General features: G+C 47.4%; 15 protein-coding genes and 2 tRNA genes. 6 read left to right on the forward strand and 11 right to left on the reverse strand.

Features of this window, described 5'->3' with window-relative positions:
* Positions 1–143 precede the first annotated feature (143 nt).
* The 5 genes from A1359_RS08990 to A1359_RS09010 all read left to right on the forward strand — a co-directional run bounded on the left by A1359_RS08990 (position 144) and on the right by A1359_RS09010 (position 4,555).
* The gene (locus tag A1359_RS08990) at positions 144–1,454 is read left to right on the forward strand and encodes a tyrosine-type recombinase/integrase (RefSeq protein ID WP_066981226.1); all 1,311 of its coding nucleotides are present in this window, start codon (positions 144–146) and stop codon (positions 1,452–1,454) included.
* 518 nt (positions 1,455–1,972) lie between these two features.
* Positions 1,973–2,170, forward strand: a complete 198-nt coding sequence (locus A1359_RS08995; protein ID WP_066981229.1) for a helix-turn-helix transcriptional regulator — start codon at positions 1,973–1,975, stop codon at positions 2,168–2,170.
* A 103-nt stretch (positions 2,171–2,273) separates the two neighbouring features.
* On the forward strand, positions 2,274–2,690 hold the full coding sequence (locus tag A1359_RS09000; protein ID WP_066981231.1) for a CHC2 zinc finger domain-containing protein: 417 nt from the start codon (positions 2,274–2,276) through the stop codon (positions 2,688–2,690).
* Positions 2,687–4,225: a YfjI family protein gene (locus tag A1359_RS09005; RefSeq protein ID WP_066981238.1), complete on the forward strand. Its 1,539-nt coding sequence runs from the start codon at positions 2,687–2,689 to the stop codon at positions 4,223–4,225. Before A1359_RS09000 ends, A1359_RS09005 begins: the two co-directional genes overlap by 4 nt.
* 78 nt (positions 4,226–4,303) lie before the next feature.
* Complete coding sequence (locus tag A1359_RS09010) at positions 4,304–4,555, forward strand: hypothetical protein (RefSeq protein WP_066981240.1); 252 nt, start codon at positions 4,304–4,306, stop codon at positions 4,553–4,555.
* A 256-nt stretch (positions 4,556–4,811) separates the two neighbouring features.
* Here the strand turns inward: A1359_RS09010 and A1359_RS09015 are convergent.
* The 11 genes from A1359_RS09015 to A1359_RS09065 form a co-directional block, all read right to left on the reverse strand.
* Positions 4,812–4,888 (reverse strand) — tRNA-Pro (locus A1359_RS09015).
* A gap of 71 nt (positions 4,889–4,959) precedes the next feature.
* A complete protein-coding gene (locus A1359_RS09020; RefSeq protein WP_066981243.1) occupies positions 4,960–5,313 on the reverse strand; it encodes a MerR family transcriptional regulator in 354 nt (117 codons plus the stop codon).
* Positions 5,297–5,593 (reverse strand): integration host factor subunit alpha, encoded by a 297-nt coding sequence (gene ihfA / locus A1359_RS09025; RefSeq protein ID WP_066981339.1) that lies wholly within the window; start codon positions 5,591–5,593, stop codon positions 5,297–5,299. Before ihfA ends, A1359_RS09020 begins: the two co-directional genes overlap by 17 nt.
* 2 nt (positions 5,594–5,595) lie before the next feature.
* Positions 5,596–7,971: a phenylalanine--tRNA ligase subunit beta gene (pheT, locus tag A1359_RS09030; RefSeq protein WP_066981245.1), complete on the reverse strand. Its 2,376-nt coding sequence runs from the start codon at positions 7,969–7,971 to the stop codon at positions 5,596–5,598.
* A 14-nt stretch (positions 7,972–7,985) separates the two neighbouring features.
* Positions 7,986–9,005 carry a phenylalanine--tRNA ligase subunit alpha gene (gene pheS, locus A1359_RS09035; protein ID WP_066981248.1) on the reverse strand — a complete coding sequence of 340 codons (1,020 nt, stop codon included), beginning with the start codon at positions 9,003–9,005 and terminating at the stop codon, positions 7,986–7,988.
* A gap of 140 nt (positions 9,006–9,145) precedes the next feature.
* Positions 9,146–9,508, reverse strand: a complete 363-nt coding sequence (rplT, locus tag A1359_RS09040; RefSeq protein ID WP_066981251.1) for a 50S ribosomal protein L20 — start codon at positions 9,506–9,508, stop codon at positions 9,146–9,148.
* A gap of 30 nt (positions 9,509–9,538) precedes the next feature.
* The gene (gene rpmI / locus A1359_RS09045; RefSeq protein WP_066981253.1) at positions 9,539–9,736 is read right to left on the reverse strand and encodes a 50S ribosomal protein L35; all 198 of its coding nucleotides are present in this window, start codon (positions 9,734–9,736) and stop codon (positions 9,539–9,541) included.
* 145 nt (positions 9,737–9,881) lie between these two features.
* Entirely contained in the window at positions 9,882–10,406 is a 525-nt protein-coding gene (gene infC, locus A1359_RS09050) for a translation initiation factor IF-3 (RefSeq protein WP_083960565.1), read from the reverse strand.
* 22 nt (positions 10,407–10,428) lie between these two features.
* Positions 10,429–12,336 carry a threonine--tRNA ligase gene (thrS, locus tag A1359_RS09055; protein WP_066981259.1) on the reverse strand — a complete coding sequence of 636 codons (1,908 nt, stop codon included), beginning with the start codon at positions 12,334–12,336 and terminating at the stop codon, positions 10,429–10,431.
* A gap of 49 nt (positions 12,337–12,385) precedes the next feature.
* Positions 12,386–12,462 (reverse strand) — tRNA-Val (locus A1359_RS09060).
* An 80-nt stretch (positions 12,463–12,542) separates the two neighbouring features.
* Entirely contained in the window at positions 12,543–16,460 is a 3,918-nt protein-coding gene (locus A1359_RS09065; RefSeq protein WP_066981261.1) for a DUF3683 domain-containing protein, read from the reverse strand.
* 457 nt (positions 16,461–16,917) lie between these two features.
* Between A1359_RS09065 and A1359_RS09070 the strand changes: the two genes are divergently transcribed.
* On the forward strand, positions 16,918–17,406 hold the full coding sequence (locus A1359_RS09070) for a sigma-70 family RNA polymerase sigma factor (protein WP_232322165.1): 489 nt from the start codon (positions 16,918–16,920) through the stop codon (positions 17,404–17,406).
* The last annotated feature ends 7 nt before the right edge of the window (positions 17,407–17,413 follow it).

Below are 17,413 nucleotides of genomic sequence, written 5' to 3' on the forward strand. Positions count from 1 at the left end.
CAGCTAAGTACAGAATAGCCATTAAACCAAGCATAATCAATAATATAATGATATTGGTTGTCTGATAGTGTCCAACGTGATTTAATCAAATCTAATAAAAAATGTATCCCGGAATGTATCCCGGAAAAATGGACAAGTGAATCATGGCAACCAATAAAATTACAGATTTGGCTTATCGAAATTTGAAGCCAGCTGACAAAGAGCAGAATATTGCAGATGGTGGCGGTTTGTATATTCGCATCCGGTCGATTGCTGAGGGTGGGGCGGTATCGTTTCGTTTTAGGTATTTGGCGCATGGTAAGCAGATATGGATGACCATCAAGGCAAAGTCGCTGCCAGAGGCCCGAAACAAGCGTAACACGTTCAAAGATTGGCTTAAGCAGGGTAAAAATCCGGCTGATGAAGCTAAATTGACGATTGAGCGTAACCGAGCTGACCAGTTAGCCGAACAAGCCGAACTGGCCCGACTGGAGGCGCTGATTAGCGTTAATCATTTGTTCGAGCGTTGGGTGAGTACTAAGCTGATTGAGCGCAAAGACTTGCCAGAGATCAAACGCATGTTTGCAAAAGATGTATTGCCTGTTATTGGCGATTTGGTTGTGACTGAGATAAAGAAAGGCCACATCACCGAAGTGGTGGACGAGCTGATAAAGCGTGGTTCAAAGCATACGGCACGCAATGTTTTAAAACTGATGCGGCAAATGTTCCGTTTTGCAGTGAGCCGGGATGTTATCGAGTTTGACCCTACAGCAAACTTGGCGCTTGCGGATACGACGGTCAAACCGACCGAACGAGATCGGGTTTTATCGCAAGATGAAATCAAGCTGCTTAAAACCAAGATGCCGGATGCTGGTTTTATCCCGAGTACAGAGTGTGCAATCTGGCTGATGCTATCGACGCTATGCCGGGTGGGTGAAATCAGCAAAGCGCAATGGCAGCATGTTGATATTCAGAACAAGTTATGGAACATACCCGCTGAAAATTCCAAAAATGGCAAAGCGCACGCAATCCACCTTTCAGACTTTGCGTTGGCTCAATTTCAGCGACTGGCAGAGTTTAAACAGCATGATATTTGGCTATTCTCGAACCGGGGTGGCACTGGTCATGTTTGCGATAAAAGTCTGTCCAAGCAGATCGACTCCCGGCAAAATCCAGTCATACACCAATGCAGAACCAAAGCTAATCAGTCGCTAGTGTTACCCGGTGGCAAGTGGACACCACACGACTTAAGGCGAAGTGGCGCAACCCTGATGGGCGATTTAGGCGTGAGTGGTGACGTTATCGAAAAATGCTTAAACCATTCCGAAGAAAATAAACTTAAGCGGGTTTATCAGCACCAAAAGCTGATTGATGAAAAAATGGCTGCGTGGGACTTGATAGGCGAACGGCTGGCTGTTTTGACTGGCGACAATGCTAATGTGTTGCCATTTAAGCGCATTAAAAACCTGTATTAAACATTATTGGTCGAGATTGTATTTGACATTGCCGCAATAATGCTGTGTAATTTCCCATAATTGCACCAAAGCCCGCTCAGCTTCCTGAACGGGCTTTTTTTATGCCCTTAAAAAACAGTATTAAACGCTATTGATTTTGGTTGTATTTGACACTGGCGCAATAATGCTGTGTAATTTCCCATAATTGCACCAAAGCCTGTTCAGGAGACTGAACGGGCTTTTTTTATGCCCTTAAAAACCAGTATTAAACATTATTGGTCGAAGCTGTATTTGACATTTGGCTAATAATGCTATGTAATTTCCCGTAATTGAAAATGAACCAATAGCTTTCGAAAAGTCTTGCGACTGATCGACAGCTCACCACAATCCCCCAGCGTATTCAATAACGCCAAATTTCTTATGACTAAGCCTGCTCAGGAGACTGAACGGGCTTTTTTTATGCCCAAAATTTACCCTAAACCCGGATTCGCTTCACGTGAACCGGGTTTTTTTTTGCCCAAAATCCTGGAGATAAAACCATGATACAAATCCCTGAAACCGGCTTTTTACGCGTTTCGCAAATCGTCCCCTCGATCATTCCTGTGTCAAAGTCGAGTTGGTGGGCGGGTGTCAAAGCTGGCAAATACCCGCAACCATTAAAGCTAGGCCCTAGAACGACAGTATGGCGTGCCGAGGATATTCGTTCCCTAATAACCACTGTAGGCGCTGAAGCATAAAAAACCCCGCACTCAAACAAATTGAGCCGGGGTTCTGGTACATGAAAAATCAACACGTTTTCATTGTATCGAATTGAAACAATACCGGCAAGGAAAGCTAAAAATGATTAATAAAGTTTTAGAACGTCTGTCTGGCGTTAAAAAATCCGGCGCTGACAAGTGGCTGGCAAAATGTCCGGCGCATGATGACAGGTCGCCAAGCTTAGGCATTAAGTTGGTCGATGACAAAATTCTGGTTCACTGCTTTGCTGGCTGTAGCGTTGATGACATTGTGCAAAGTATCGGCCTGGAGATTAGCGACTTATTCCCCGAGAAAACAATCGAATATGGCGCTAAAGCCAAGCGACCACCGAAGTTTAACGCGTCTGAATTGATACAGCTTTGCTCACGAGAGGCTTGTGTTTTGAGCCTTGGCTTGATGGATTGCTTTAATGGAAAAGTGATAAGCGATGTTGACCGCACAAGACTACTCCAGGCCATGAAAACTATTTCAAGCATTAAACGCGAGGTAAGCCGATGAGTGCTTTTGATGATCGAATCGACGAACCGGGGTGGCAAAGGCCACAATCTTTAACCGCAAAAATCGAAGCATTGCCTTATCCACTTGATGCACTGCCCACAACCATTCGAGAGGCCGTAACCGAAGTTCACGACTTTGTAAAATGCCCGGTTTCGCTGGTGGCGTGTTCCGCACTGGCGGCACTGTCGCTATCCATCCAGGCGCATGTTGATGTTAGACGCGCCAATAAGCTGCATGGCCCCGCGGGTTTATTCATGCTGTCGATAGCTGAGTCCGGCGAGAGAAAATCAACCTGTGATTCTTTTTTTACCAGCGAGATTCGCAAATATGAAACCGAGCAAGCCGAAGCCTCAGCGCCGAAAATAATGGAATATTTTTCAGAGTTTGCCGCCTGGAATGCCGAAAAAGAAGGTTTGCTGGCAGCGATTCGAGATAGTGGCAAAAAAGGCAATTCAACACAGGCGCTGCGTGAAGATTTACTGGAGTTGGAAACTCAGGAGCCAAAAGCGCCACGCGTGCCCAGGTTGATATTGGGTGATGAAACGCCCGAGGCGCTGTCATGGAGTTTGGCTAAAAAATGGCCTAGTTCCGGCGTGGTATCGTCCGAGGCTGGTACTGTCTTGGGAAGTCATGGCATAGGCACGGATAGTGCAATGCGAAATCTGGCGCTATTGAATACGCTTTGGGATGGTGGCGAGTTGTCGATAGGTCGCAAGACTTCCGAGAGTTTTACTGTTCGAGGTGCGAGACTGACAGTTGCGCTACAGATTCAAGAATCGACATTAAAGTCGTTTTTCGATAAGTCGTCCGGGTTGGCGCGGGGTACGGGTTTTCTTGCAAGGTTTCTTGTTGCATGGCCCGATAGTACCCAGGGGAGCCGGTCATTTACTGAGGCGCCGGATAGCTGGCCCAAGCTGGAAATATTTAATCAGCGCATTGCAGAAATTTTAAAAATGGATGTGCCGATTACCGCCGGTGGCTGGCTGGTTCCGGCGATGATGGAATTTACCCCGGATGCAAAAAGACTTTGGATTATGTTTCATGACTCATTAGAAGCCCAACTTAGCGCGGGTGGCAAGCTGTACGATGTTCGAGATGTCGCCAGCAAAGCCGCCGATAATGCCGCAAGATTGGCAGCATTGTTTCAGGTATTCCAGCATGGCAAAGATAGTGCAATCGAGGCTGATAGTTTTCTAGCTGCCAGTAAGATTGTGGCGTGGCACTTGCACGAGTCGAGAAGATTTTTTGGTGAATTGGCTTTACCGGTCGAGTTGGCAAATGCTGCCAGGTTAGACAGTTGGTTGGTTGAATATTGTAGGCGCGAACGTACGCACTTGGTCGGTAAAAGCGATTGTATGCAATACGGCCCATTGCGCACGAAAAAGCTACTTGATGAGGCCATTACAGAATTGTGTGAGCTTGATCGACTGATAGTTCACAAGAATGGTAAACGCATTACCTTAAAGGTGAATCCCGCTTTACTGACAGTTGCTAATGCTAATCCTGCTAATTTTGCTAAAGATGAAGTGGTTTAGGGTGAATATTAGCAACTTTAGCAACTTTAGCATTAGCAAACGTCCCGCAGCAAAAAATAAAACTATCGAGGTGTCGTTATGACAGTGAAACGATGCCCGGAATGTTTAAAGTATTTTGAGCAGGTTGGAGATTGGCAGCGCATTTGCAAGCGCTGTTATGCTCGAGCTAAACGCAATCGCGATAGTGACACCGAAGACTCTAGCAATGGTTATGTTATACCAAAGCCATTGATGAAAAAGGTTAGGCAACTTGTGCATCCAGATAGGCACGGCGGTTCTCAGTTAGCCAATTCTGTAATGGCTGAGTTGAACAAGTTGATGGGGCGGTAGGGCGGCTTAAAACTCCACAAATCACTCCACCCTTTGCGTCGCCCTAGGTAAATTTTCGATAAGCAATTCTTGAAAATTGAAAAAGCCCACTAACTAAACGCTCAATATGATTGTCCAACTGAAACTATTACCGAGCAAAGCCGTTTTTTTCTGGTTGGATTTTTACAGTGTTTGAAAAATGTATCCCGGAATGTATCCCGAAACTGCACTTTGCCAACTTTTCAATTTTCTTGATTTTCTAAATGCTTGTTTTTATTGGTCGGAACGACAGGATTCGAACCTGTGACCCCTTGTCCCCCAGACAAGTGCGCTACCAGACTGCGCTACGCCCCGAATTTAACTGATTTTAAGCTTTTACCGGAACCGGCAAACAGGCGGTATATTACCACATGTTTGCCAAATGGTTACTTTAACAGCTCTAAAATATCCTCTAATTCACCTATCATTTGATGGATAAGTTGCTTGGTGCGCAGGGAGTCTTCCTTGGCAGTGTCGCTGGTCAAGTGCGCTCGAGCGCCGCCTATGGTGTAACCTTGCTCGTAGAGTAGGGCACGAATCTGGCGAATCAATAACACATCATGACGCTGGTAATAGCGGCGGTTTCCGCGTCGCTTAACAGGGCTTAATTCAGTAAACTCCTGTTCCCAGTATCGCAATACATGAGGCTTTACACCGCACAATTCGCTGACTTCGCCGATGGTAAAGTAGCGTTTGGCCGGTATGACTGGTAATTCGTTGTTATTACTGGGTTCCAGCATAGGCTTCTACTCGGGCTTTTAGTTTTTGTCCAGTTCTGAATGTTACTACACGACGTGGTGTAATGGGTATTTCTTCACCGGTTTTTGGGTTTCTTCCTGGGCGAGCGCTTTTATCACGCAGTTCAAATTTCCCGAAACCGGAAATTTTGACTTGTTCGCCACTTTCAAGTGAGCTTTTTATTTCTTCGAAAAATAGTTCAACGATTTCTTTGGCTTCCCGTTTGTTCAGGCCTAAATCTTCAAATAGTTTTTCTGCAATATCGGCTTTAGTTAATGCCACAATCACGCCCTCAATTTTGCATTTAGTTGTGCCGTCATATTTTCCAGCAGTCTTCGAAATATAGCATCAATTTCAGAGTCGGTAAGGGTTTGGGTGAAATCTTGTAAAATTAGACTCAATGCGACACTTTTAAACCCCTCTTCGATGCCTTTGCCTTGGTAAATATCGAAAATTGCCACTTCACGAACGGCGGCTTCTTTACTATTGTTGATACAGTCAATGATCTCTTGGGCGGTAACCTGCTGACGCACCAGGAGTGCCATGTCGCGGCGAACGGATGGAAATTTCGATAACTGGGTAAACTTAGGTATCGAGCGTTGCAAGATGGCGTCTTGTTCCAATTCAAAAAGGAAAACAGGGCTATCAAAACCCAATTGTTTTTCCAGGTTTGGATGCAGCATGCCCAGCAAGCCAACCACATTAGCAAAGGCATCGATAATCTCAGCGGTTTGGCCTGGATGTAACGCCGGATGTTGCGCCGGTCTGAATGTCAGGTCATGGGCCGATAAGCTTAACAAAGCTTCGATATCCGCTTTGATGTCGAAAAAATCAACGTTTCGGGTTTTTTCGCCCCATTGTTCGGCATAGGCGCTACCTAGTGCCAAACCTGCCAGCATTTTTTGTTGTAAGGTTTCATCTTCGTGACGCACAAAACGCAAACCGGTTTCAAACAAACGTACCCGAGTTTGTTGACGATTGACATTGTATTGAGCCGCATTTAATAAACCGCACCACAATGTCGTACGCATCACAGCCAGATCTGATGAAATCGGGTTTTGTATGTGGATAAATTCAGCATTAGGCGCAACTGCGTTTTGTATGGCTTCATCGACGAAGCTGTAGGTAATCGCTTCCTGATAATCTCTATCCACCAGGCAATCTTGCAATCTGGCCAGGGATAAGGTTGCCTCAGGCGCTTTGCCCAGAGCTGCGCGCATCAGCAAGCTGCTGCTTGGCAGGTTGTTATAGCCAACGATACGGCCAATTTCTTCCAACAAATCAGCTTCTATGGCAATGTCGAAACGAAAGCCCGGTGGAGTGATTTCCCAGCCATCGGCGTTTTCAACAACCTGCATACCCAGGCCTTGGAACAGACTGGTAATTTCGTCGTTAGCTAATGTAATACCCAGGACTTTTTCAATGCGTTGTCGACGTAAATTAACCGGCTGACGGGCAGGGAGTTGTTCCTGGTTGATAACAGCATTGATAGGGCCGACGCTGCCGCCAGCAATCTCGACGATCAGTTGTGTGGCACGTTCCATCGCACGCTGTTGCAAGGTAAAATCAACCCCACGTTCGAAACGATGTGATGAATCAGTGTGCAAGCCAAATTTGCGCGCTTTGCCGGCGATGCTAAGGGGGTTGAAAAATGCACATTCCAAGAAGATATCTTGGGTTGTATCTGAAACAGCGCTAGCGCTGCCGCCCATCACACCAGCAAAGGCCAAGGCTTGCTTTTGATCGGCAATGACTAAGGTTTCGCCGTCCAGCTCAACGGTTTGATCGTTCAGCAAGCTCAAACTTTCACCGGCGTGACTGTTTCTAACCACTATGGGAGCGGACAACTTGGCGGCATCAAAAGCGTGCAAAGGTTGTCCCAATTCCAGCAATACATAATTAGTGACATCCACTACCGGGCTCAAGCTTCTGATGCCACTGCGACGCAGACGTTCCTGCATCCATAATGGTGTGACCGCATGGGCGTTGATGTTTTTGATCAAGCGTCCCAAATAAGCCGGACAGTCGTTAGGTTGTTCAATTTGAATGCTCAGAGTTTCCTGATGGTGTATCGGGCTGGCTTCGCATGGCAGTTGCTGAAACGTTAGTTTATTCAGCACAGCCACTTCGCGGGCGATCCCTTCTACACTAAGGCAATCAGCACGATTGGGGGTTAGGCCTAGCTCAATCATGTGGTCGTTCAGGGCCAGATAGTCGCGAATGTCACAACCAACCGGGGCATCGTCGACTAATTCCATCAAGCCCTCGGAGCTGGTCGCCATGCCCAATTCTTTTTCGGAGCACAGCATGCCAAAAGACAGTTCGCCGCGTAATTTGGATTCTTTTATTTTAAAGTCACCAGGTAATACAGCGCCGATGAGTGCGGCGGGAATTTTTAAACCTGGACGGACATTGCTGGCGCCGCAGACGATTTGTAATGGCTGGCTTTGACCAACATTGACTTGGCAGACTTTGAGTTTGTCGGCATTAGGATGCTGTTCTGTGCTGATGACTTCGCCTACCACCACGCCACTGAATGACGCTGCAACCGGTTGCAGGGCGTCCACTTCCAGGCCGGCCATGGTCAATTGTTCGGCTAGTTCTGCTGTATTTACAGGTGGGTTGATGAATTCTCTCAACCACGCTTCACTTACTTGCATGACTCAAGTTGCCCTTAATTAAACTGTTGTAAAAACTTAAGATCGTTTTCGAAAAACATTCTTAAATCGTTAATGCCGTATCTCAGCATCGCCAAGCGTTCGACACCCATGCCAAAGGCAAAGCCGGAATAGCGTTCGTTATCGATATTGACCGATTTGAATACTTCCGGATGTATCATGCCGCAACCCATGACTTCCAGCCAGCCGGTGTGGCTGCAGACACGACAGCCCTTGCCATCGCAGATGACGCATTCGATATCGACTTCGGCTGAAGGTTCGGTAAATGGAAAATAGGATGGGCGAAAGCGTACTTGTATGTCTTTTTCGAAAAATGCCCGCAGAAATTCGAAAACCACGCCTTTTAAGTCGGCGAAGCTGACGTCGGTATCAACCAAAAAGCCTTCCACCTGATGAAACATGGGGGTGTGGGTCAAATCCGAGTCGCAGCGATAGACGCGACCAGGCGCAATAACTTTTAATGGTGGTTGCTCTGATTCCATGACTCGAATTTGTACTGGCGAGGTATGGGTTCGTAAAACTGTGTGTGCATCAAAATAGAAGGTATCGTGCATCGCTCGGGCTGGATGATGTTCCGGGATGTTTAGAGCGCCGAAGTTATGATAATCATCCTCGATTTCCGGCCCTTCAACCACATCAAAGCCGACGCTGGCAAAGATTTTGGATATGCGACGCAAGGTAATGGTTACCGGATGTAAGCCGGCCACGCTTTGACCTCGGCCGGGCAGGGTGACGTCGACGTATTCATTGGCTAGGCGAGCTTGAAGTTGTTCGGCTTCCAATGACTGTTTGCGGCTGTCAAGCGCTTCCTGAAATGCCGTTTTGGCGGTATTGATGACTTGACCAACGCTTTTACGCTGTTCAGGGTCAAGATTGCCCAGCTCTTTCATGTGCTGAGTAAACAGGCCTTTTTTGCCGAGATAATTGACTCTTACCTGGTCCAGTTCGGTAAGGTCATTTGCATGTGCAAGCGCTTGTAAGGCCTGCGTAAGAATTTCTTCGATACTAGCCGACACAGCTCAGCTCACTTTTTTAAATTTAGGAAGGATTACAATCTGATAGGTTTCTGTTGGCTCATAAGCCACTCAGAAAACTCCCCACATGCGTGGGGAGTTAAGCTTTCTATTTGCCAGGTTTGCCAGCAAATTAAACTGACTTAAGGTTTGCTTTGGTGAGCGATGGCTATTTTAGCGATTTCTGCAAAAGCATCCATATCACGTACTGCCAAGTCAGCCAATACTTTACGGTCAACTGCAACATTGGCTTTGGTCAAACCATTGATCAAGCGACTGTAGGAAGTGCCACACATGCGGGATGCCGCATTGATACGCACAATCCACAAGGCGCGGAATTGACGTTTTTTCTGTTTACGGTCGCGATAAGCATATTGACCGGCTTTGATAACCGCTTGTTTAGCGACGCGATAAACTCGGCTACGGGCACCATAGTAACCTTTAGCCAGTTTTAAAATCTTTTTGTGTCTTGCTCTAGCGGTGACGCCGCGTTTTACTCTTGCCATGTTCTTCTCTCTTTAAATGATGATGTTAAATCAACTGTAAGGCAGCATGCGCGTAATTAATGGCGCATCTGATGGATGAACAATGGCTGTTTTACGCAGCTGTCTTTTACGCTTGGTGGATTTTTTGGTCAAAATATGACGTCTGTGCGATTGTTTGCACTTAAAACCGCCTGTGCCGGTTTTCTTAAAGCGCTTGCCTGCGCCGCTATGGCTTTTCATTTTTGGCATTTGTTTTCTCCAATGATTAAAAATAAAGTCCCTGAGATAAAACCCAGTGAGGCAAAATGCTTGGCCCCATTGAATTTTTGGCAGACAAAGTCTGCCACTACCCGGCTCTTCCCGAGCCGGCAAGCTGTTTTAGAAACAGCTAAAACTATTTTTTCTTTTTAGGACCCATGATCATGATCATCTGTCTGCCTTCCAGTTTAGGAAATTGTTCGACAACAGCGACTTCTTCGAGGTCGGTTTCTATGCGTTTCAGTAAATCCATGCCCAGTTCCCGATGCGACATTTCCCGGCCTTTAAAGCGCACGGTAATTTTAGTTTTGTCGCCTTCGTTGAGGAATTTGATCAAATTGCGTAGCTTAACCTGATAGTCACCTTCTTCGGTGCCTGGTCTGAATTTGATTTCCTTAATCTGGATTTGTTTTTGCTTTTTCTTGGCAGCTTGCAGCTTTTTGTTAAGCTCAAACGAATATTTGCCGTAATCCATGACTTTGCAAACCGGAGGATCAGCGTTGGGCGAAATTTCGACCAGATCCATATTTGCATCATAGGCAAGTTGTAATGCTTCTGTTATTGAAACAACACCGACTTGTTCTCCTTCAGCGCCAATTAGCCTTACCCGTCTAGCGGTAATTTCGGTGTTTAAGCGCGTTGCATCTTTTTTAGAGCTGATACCCTAATCCTCCAAGTTGTTATTATTTTCTGTCCGCAATCTCAGTTTTTAAGCGTTCAATTAACACGTCGACTGCCAGACTTCCCAGGTCATCACCCTTTTGGGTACGCACTGCTACTGTTTGATTATCCATTTCTTTGTCACCGATAATCAGAAGATATGGCACACGCTGCATGGAATGCTCGCGGATTTTAAAGCCTATCTTCTCATTTCTCAAGTCAATTTTAATTCTAAAGCCTTGTTTTTCCAGTTCAAGCCGGATTTGCTCAGCATATTCGGCATGGCGATCGGTGATGTTCATGATCGCGACCTGTACTGGCGCCAGCCACAGCGGGAAATTACCCGCATGCTGCTCGATCAAAATGCCGATGAAGCGTTCCAGGGAGCCTAGTATCGCACGATGTAGCATTACAGGTACATGTCTTGCACTATCTTCACCGATAAATGCGGCGCCAAGCCTGTCAGGCATGGAGAAATCGACTTGAATTGTGCCGCATTGCCAAACACGACCAATGCAGTCTTTTAGGGAGAATTCGATTTTCGGGCCGTAAAACGCCCCTTCACCCGGTTGCAGTTGCCAATCCAGGCCTTTGGTGTTCAATGCCAATTCCAGCGCGTTTTCAGCTTTATCCCACACGCTATCATCGCCGACCCGGTTTTCCGGGCGGGTAGACAGTTTAATAATAACTTCTTCAAAGCCGAAATCTTTATACACTTCGAACAGTAAGTCGATAAATGTCGCGACTTCGTCCTGAATCTGATCTTCAGTGCAAAAAATATGCGCGTCGTCCTGCACAAAATTTCTTACCCGCATCAAGCCATGCAGAGTGCCGGAAGGTTCGTTGCGATGGCAGGAGCCAAATTCAGCTAAACGGACCGGTAGGTCTCGGTAACTTTTTATGCCTTGGTTGTAAATCTGGATGTGGCAGGGGCAGTTCATCGGTTTGACTGCGTAATCGCGGTTTTCCGAGTGTGTGGTAAAAATCATGTCACCAAACTTATCCCAATGACCTGATTTCTCCCAAAGACTGCGATCGACAATCTGTGGGGTTTTTACTTCGCTATAACCATGGCTGCGCAGTTTGTGGCGGATGTATTGCTCAACTTGCTGATAAATCGCCCAGCCTTTTTCGTGCCAGAACACCATGCCTGGCGCTTCTTCCTGCGAATGAAACAAATCGAGCGCTTTGCCTATTTTGCGATGGTCGCGTTTTTCAGCTTCTTCCAGTCTGTGTAGGTAAGCTGCCAGCTCTTTACTGTCATTCCAGGCTGTGCCGTAAATGCGTTGCAGCATTTCATTGTTGGAATCGCCGCGCCAGTAAGCGCCGGCAATTTTCATTAATTTAAAAGCTTTTAGTTTGCCGGTGCTGGGTACGTGAGGGCCGCGGCATAGGTCGGTGAAGTCGCCTTGCTGATACAAAGACAAGTCTTCATTGGCTGGAATAGAGGCGATGATTTCGGCTTTATAGGTTTCGCCCAAGCCTTGAAAAAATTCTACTGCTTGGTCGCGGGATAGGACGGAGCGATTGATGACGATATCTTGCGCTGCCAATTCCTGCATTTTAACTTCGATGGCGGCCAAATCTTCCGGAGTAAAAGATCGCTCGTAAGCAAAGTCATAAAAAAAGCCATTTTCGATAACCGGGCCAATGGTGACTTGTGCGCTAGGAAATAATTGTTTGACTGCTTGTGCCAGAAGATGCGCACTGGAGTGTCGTATGACTTCAATGCCTTCTGCGTCTTTGTTGGTGACGATTTGCAAACGCACGTCGCTGTCGATCAGCGTGCTGGCATCAACCAGTTTGTCGTCGATTTTGCCGGCCAGGGTTGCTTTGGCCAAGCCGGAGCCGATGGCTTTGGCAACATCCATCACTGTAACAGCATGGTCGAATTGACGCTGAGAACCGTCGGGAAGAGTAATTACAGGCATATTCGATTCCGCAATAAAAAAAGCACCGGCTAGCGGTGCTTTAAATGTATGGTAGGCGCGAGTGGACTCGAACCACCGACCCCCACCATGTCAAGGTGGTGCTCTAACCAACTGAGCTACGCGCCTAAAGTCTGTCATTCGAGCCGCGCATTATATCGGCTTTATTCAGCTATGCAAGCTTTTTCTTTTCTTGGGATGGGTATCTGTCACACCAAAACTCGTTCGATTCCGCCTTTTGAAGCTTGTTTGATATAGTTTTTCATCCAGTCTTTGCCTAACACATGCTTGGCAATTTCTACCACGATGTAATCCACTTCCAGCTGGTCGACATCATCCTCGAAGCGTTGTAAGCCCTGCATACAGGATGGGCAGGAGGTCAGCATTTTCACTGGCCCGTCATAGCCATCGCTGCGTAGTTTGGCCGCATCGTTTTGTAACTCCTCTGCTTTACGAAACCGCACTTGCGTGGAAATGTCCGGTCTGGCGACGGCCAGCGTGCCGGATTCACCACAACAGCGCTCTGATTTACTCACCGTAGCCCCAACTAAGCCGGAAACGGTTTTTAACGGATCTTGCAGTTTCATTGGGCTGTGGCAAGGGTCATGGTAGACATAACGATCGCCACCTACGCCATTCAGCTTAACGCCTTTTTCCAATAGATATTCATGGATGTCTATCAGTCGGCAGCCAGGAAAGATTTTGTCGAACTCGTAATCCATTAATTGATCCAGACAAGTGCCGCAACTGACGACGACGGTTTTGATGTCGAGATAATTTAGGGTATTAGCCATTCGATGAAATAGCACCCGATTGTCGGTGGTGATTTCCTGCGCTTTTTCGCTCATACCGGCGGCACGTTGCGGATATCCGCAGCATAAATAGCCCGGTGGTAATACGGTTTGTACGCCGATTTCATAAAGCATGGCTTGAGTCGCCAGGCCAACCTGTGAAAACAGTCGTTCCGAGCCGCAGCCAGGAAAATAAAACACAGCCTCTGAGTCGGTTTGGGTCTTATTACGGTCACGAATGACGGGTACGATTTGATCGCTTTCTATTCCCAGCAAGGCTCTGGCTGTTTTGGTCGGTAATTTGCCGGGCATTTTACGATTAGTAAAATGAATCACATATTCACGAAGTTCCGGTTTGCCGGTGGAGGAGGGTGGATGCGCCAATTGTGCTTTTCCCCAGGGTCTCAGAAAAAAGCTGCCCAGTCTTTGGCCTTTATAAGACCATTCAATCAGCAATTTGCGCATCAGCTTCACGCTGCTGGGTCGATTGGTGCTTAAAAAGGCGATGGCTGCTGCTTTCACGGGATTGAAGCTTTGCTTGCCCATCTTGCGCAATAAATTACGCATATTCATCGAAACGTCGCCGAAATCGATGTCCACCGGGCAAGGGTTGTAACATTTGTGGCATACCGTGCAGTGATCGGCTACATCTTCAAATTCTTTCCAATGCGTGATGGCAATACCGCGTCGGGTCTGTTCTTCATATAAAAATGCTTCGATCAACAATGAAGTGGCGAGGATTTTATTCCGTGGAGAATACAATAAATTGGCTTGCGGTACATGGGTTGCACAGACCGGTTTACATTTACCGCAGCGGAGACAGTCTTTTACAGAGTCCGAAATCGCGCCTATCTCGCTTTGCTGCATGATCAGCGATTCATAGCCCATCAAGCTAAAAGAGGTGGTGTAAGCCCGGCTCAAATCTGCACCCGGCATCAGTTTGCCGCGATTAAAGCGGCCTTCCGGGTCGACTTGCTGTTTATAACGATGAAAATTGGCCAGCTCTGCTGCAGTTAAAAACTCGTATTTGGTAATGCCGATACCATGTTCGCCGGAAATTACACCTCCCAACGAACGTGCCAGCGTCATGATGCGGGCTACAGCCTGATTGGCTTCCTGCAGCATGTCGTAATGATCGGAATTGACCGGTAAATTGGTATGCACATTGCCATCGCCAGCATGCATGTGTAAGGCTACAAACACTCGGCCGCGCAATACTTCTTTATGTAGAGCTTCGATGCGTTCGAAGATCAGGCGGAAATTGTCACCCACGAAAATCTCTTTCAGACGCGGCAGTAACTCTTGTTTCCAGGATACCCGAACTGAGTGATCTTGCAGTCGATGAAACAGCGTCGGCTGCTCAGCGCGATTGCTAAGCTCTCCAACTGAGATGTCGTAGCCTTGAAAAAGCGCTTCCGCTTGCTGTAATGGCATATCCAGGTTGTCGTATAGCCATTGCCAGCGTGTCTTGACCATGGCTACTGCGCTTAAGGCTTGCTGGCGACGATCCCAGATCAAGGTATCCTTATCAACGCTGTCTTCATAAAAGCGTAGCGGCAAATCACCTTCCAGATAACGTGTTAGCGCCTCGCACAAGCGGAGTTTATTGCGCAAAGATAATTCGATATTGATGCGCTCAATGCCGTCGCAATAATCGCCCATCCGTGGCAGCGGAATCACCACATCTTCATTGATTTTGAAGGCGTTGGTGTGCTTGGCAATCGCTGCTGTACGGGCTCGGTCCAGCCAGAATTTTTTACGTGTCTCCGCGCTGACGGCGATAAAACCTTCTGCGCCACGGGCATTACTGATACGTACCACTTCCGATGCGGCCCAGGCTACCCGATTGTCATCATCGCCGACAATGTCGCCAAGCAAAACCATTTTCGGACGGCCATGTTGTTTGGCTTTGCTGGCATAGCCGACGGCTTTAACATAACGTTCGTCAAGATGTTCGAGTCCGGCCAACATGACGCGGGCCTCACCGGATTTCGGCAGCGAAGCCAGATAATCGCGAATTTCCACGATGGCTGGCACAGCTTCACGCACCTGGCCGTAAAACTCCAGGCAGAAGGTGCGTGTATGTGGCGGCATTTTGTGCAAAATCCAGCGCGCCGAGGTAATAATGCCGTCGCAACCTTCTTTTTGTATGCCCGGCAGACCACCCAAAAACTTGTCGGTGACATCTTTGCCTAGTTCGCCTTTACGAAAATCAGAACCGAGCATGTCAAGCTGTCGTTCTGAAATCAGTTTTTTGTGCTTGCTATCAAAATATTTCAGCTGAAAGCTCACCTTATCCTGATCGTGAATTTTGCCTAGATTGTGATTAAGGCGCTCCACTTCCAGCCAGTTACCATCTGGCGTTACCATGCGCCAGGACAGTAAGTTATCCAGTGCCGTGCCCCAAAGTACGGCTTTTTTGCCGCCGGCATTCATGGCCACATTGCCGCCAATACAAGACGCATCAGCAGATGTTGGGTCGCAGGCAAACACCAGATCGGCATTTTCAGCAACATCCATCACCCGCCGAGTGACTACGCCGGCACCGGTGAAAATGGTGGCGTAGGGTAGGTCAACGCCTGGTAACCGGCTGTCATGTTCGACCTCGCCGATTTGCACCAGCTTTTCGGTGTTGATGACCGCCGAGTAGGCTGATAGTGGCACCGCGCCACCGGTATAACCGGTACCGCCGCCGCGCGGAATAATCGTCAGGCCAAGCTTGATGCAATCGCGTACCAGATGAGCCGCTTCATCTTCGCTGCAGGGATAAAGCACCACAAACGGATATTCCACCCGCCAGTCGGTGGCATCCGTTACATGGGAGACGCGCGCAAAACCATCGAAACCGATGTTGTCCTTATGGGTATGTTTGGACAACAAAGCCCGGGCTTTGCGACGCATCTCCAGCGTGCGGTCAAAATGCGCTGAAAAAGCATCTACAGCTTGATGCGCAGCTTCAATCAATAAAGCTACTCGGCGGGCGCGGTCCGGATATTCCACTTCGTGATCATGGTGGCGCTTTTCCATCTGTTTCAAACGATGGCGCAAGGCCTCCAGTAAAGCCCGGCGCCTTTTACGGTTATCCAATAAATCATCTTCCAGATACGGGTTACGTTGCACCGCCCAAATATCGCCCAGTACTTCAAACAGCATACGCGCTGAGCGACCGGTGATGCGTTCGTTACGCAACGATTCCAGAATCCGCCAATTATCTTCGCCCAACAAGCGAATCACAATTTCACGGTCGGAAAATGAGGTGTAGTTATAAGGAATTTCACGGAGCCTTGCAGGCGCCGCATCGGAAAACAACGGGGAGAATTCGGAATCCACTGACATCCTGGCTAATGGCGTGGTTAAAAGAGTGTGAATTGTATCATTCGCTAGTGATGAGAAATACCATAAACCACTGAATGAAATGTTTCGTTACAGTATAGGAAAGGATTTAAGCTGAAAAAGTTCGTTGTGGTTTTTAGTAACTTCATACGCCAAGGTTTTATTAATCAATAGATGGGATTCTGGCAAACCTAACAGCCGGCCTTGTAGTCGGCTGCTGGTGCTTCGGGGTTGTTCTACGGTTTCTGTCAATATGGGCCTGTAATTCGATAATCGTAAACTTTGCCGGCGTAGTATAGAATTAGGCCGTTTGGTGGAGATCAAAAACTTTTTTTACCATTCGACAACATGAGTTAAATGCCTGTACTTATAAAAGCAGTTAGCTCGGTTTTTTGATTCAGGTTAATGAAAAAAATTAGCGTAAATTATGTTAGATGGACGAGACTCGCTAACTGCGGGCATGATATGGAACGATTCACTGGCAGATGATTTGCGGTTTTTTTTGACCAAGCGTCTAAAGTGTCAGGAGGCGGCAGCAGATTTAACACACGAAACTTATCTGCGCCTGCAGCAACGAGATGAAAATGGACAGGTCGATAATGCCCGTGCACTGGCTTTCCATATCGCCGTTAATCTGGCTGTCGATTATCAGCGCAAGATCGCTGTCAGAAAACGTTACATGGTCGATAATCCCATCGACGACATCAGTGACCTAGCCGAAATAACATCCACCAGTCCTGAGCAAACCTTGATTGCTCGCCAGCGCTTGGAGATTTTAAAAAGTGCATTGGATGAATTGCCTTTGGATTGCCGAACCGTTTTTTTGCTGCATGGCATTGAGGGGTTGAAATATGCGGAAATTGCGGACCGTTTGGGTATTTCGTTATCCATGGTGGGCAAACATTTGGCCAGAGCCATGGTGCATTGTGCTCAACGTATCGATGCGTGAGCCCGGC

Origin of the sequence: Methylomonas lenta, from assembly GCF_001644015.1 — a bacterium.
GTDB lineage: Bacteria > Pseudomonadota > Gammaproteobacteria > Methylococcales > Methylomonadaceae > Methylomonas > Methylomonas lenta.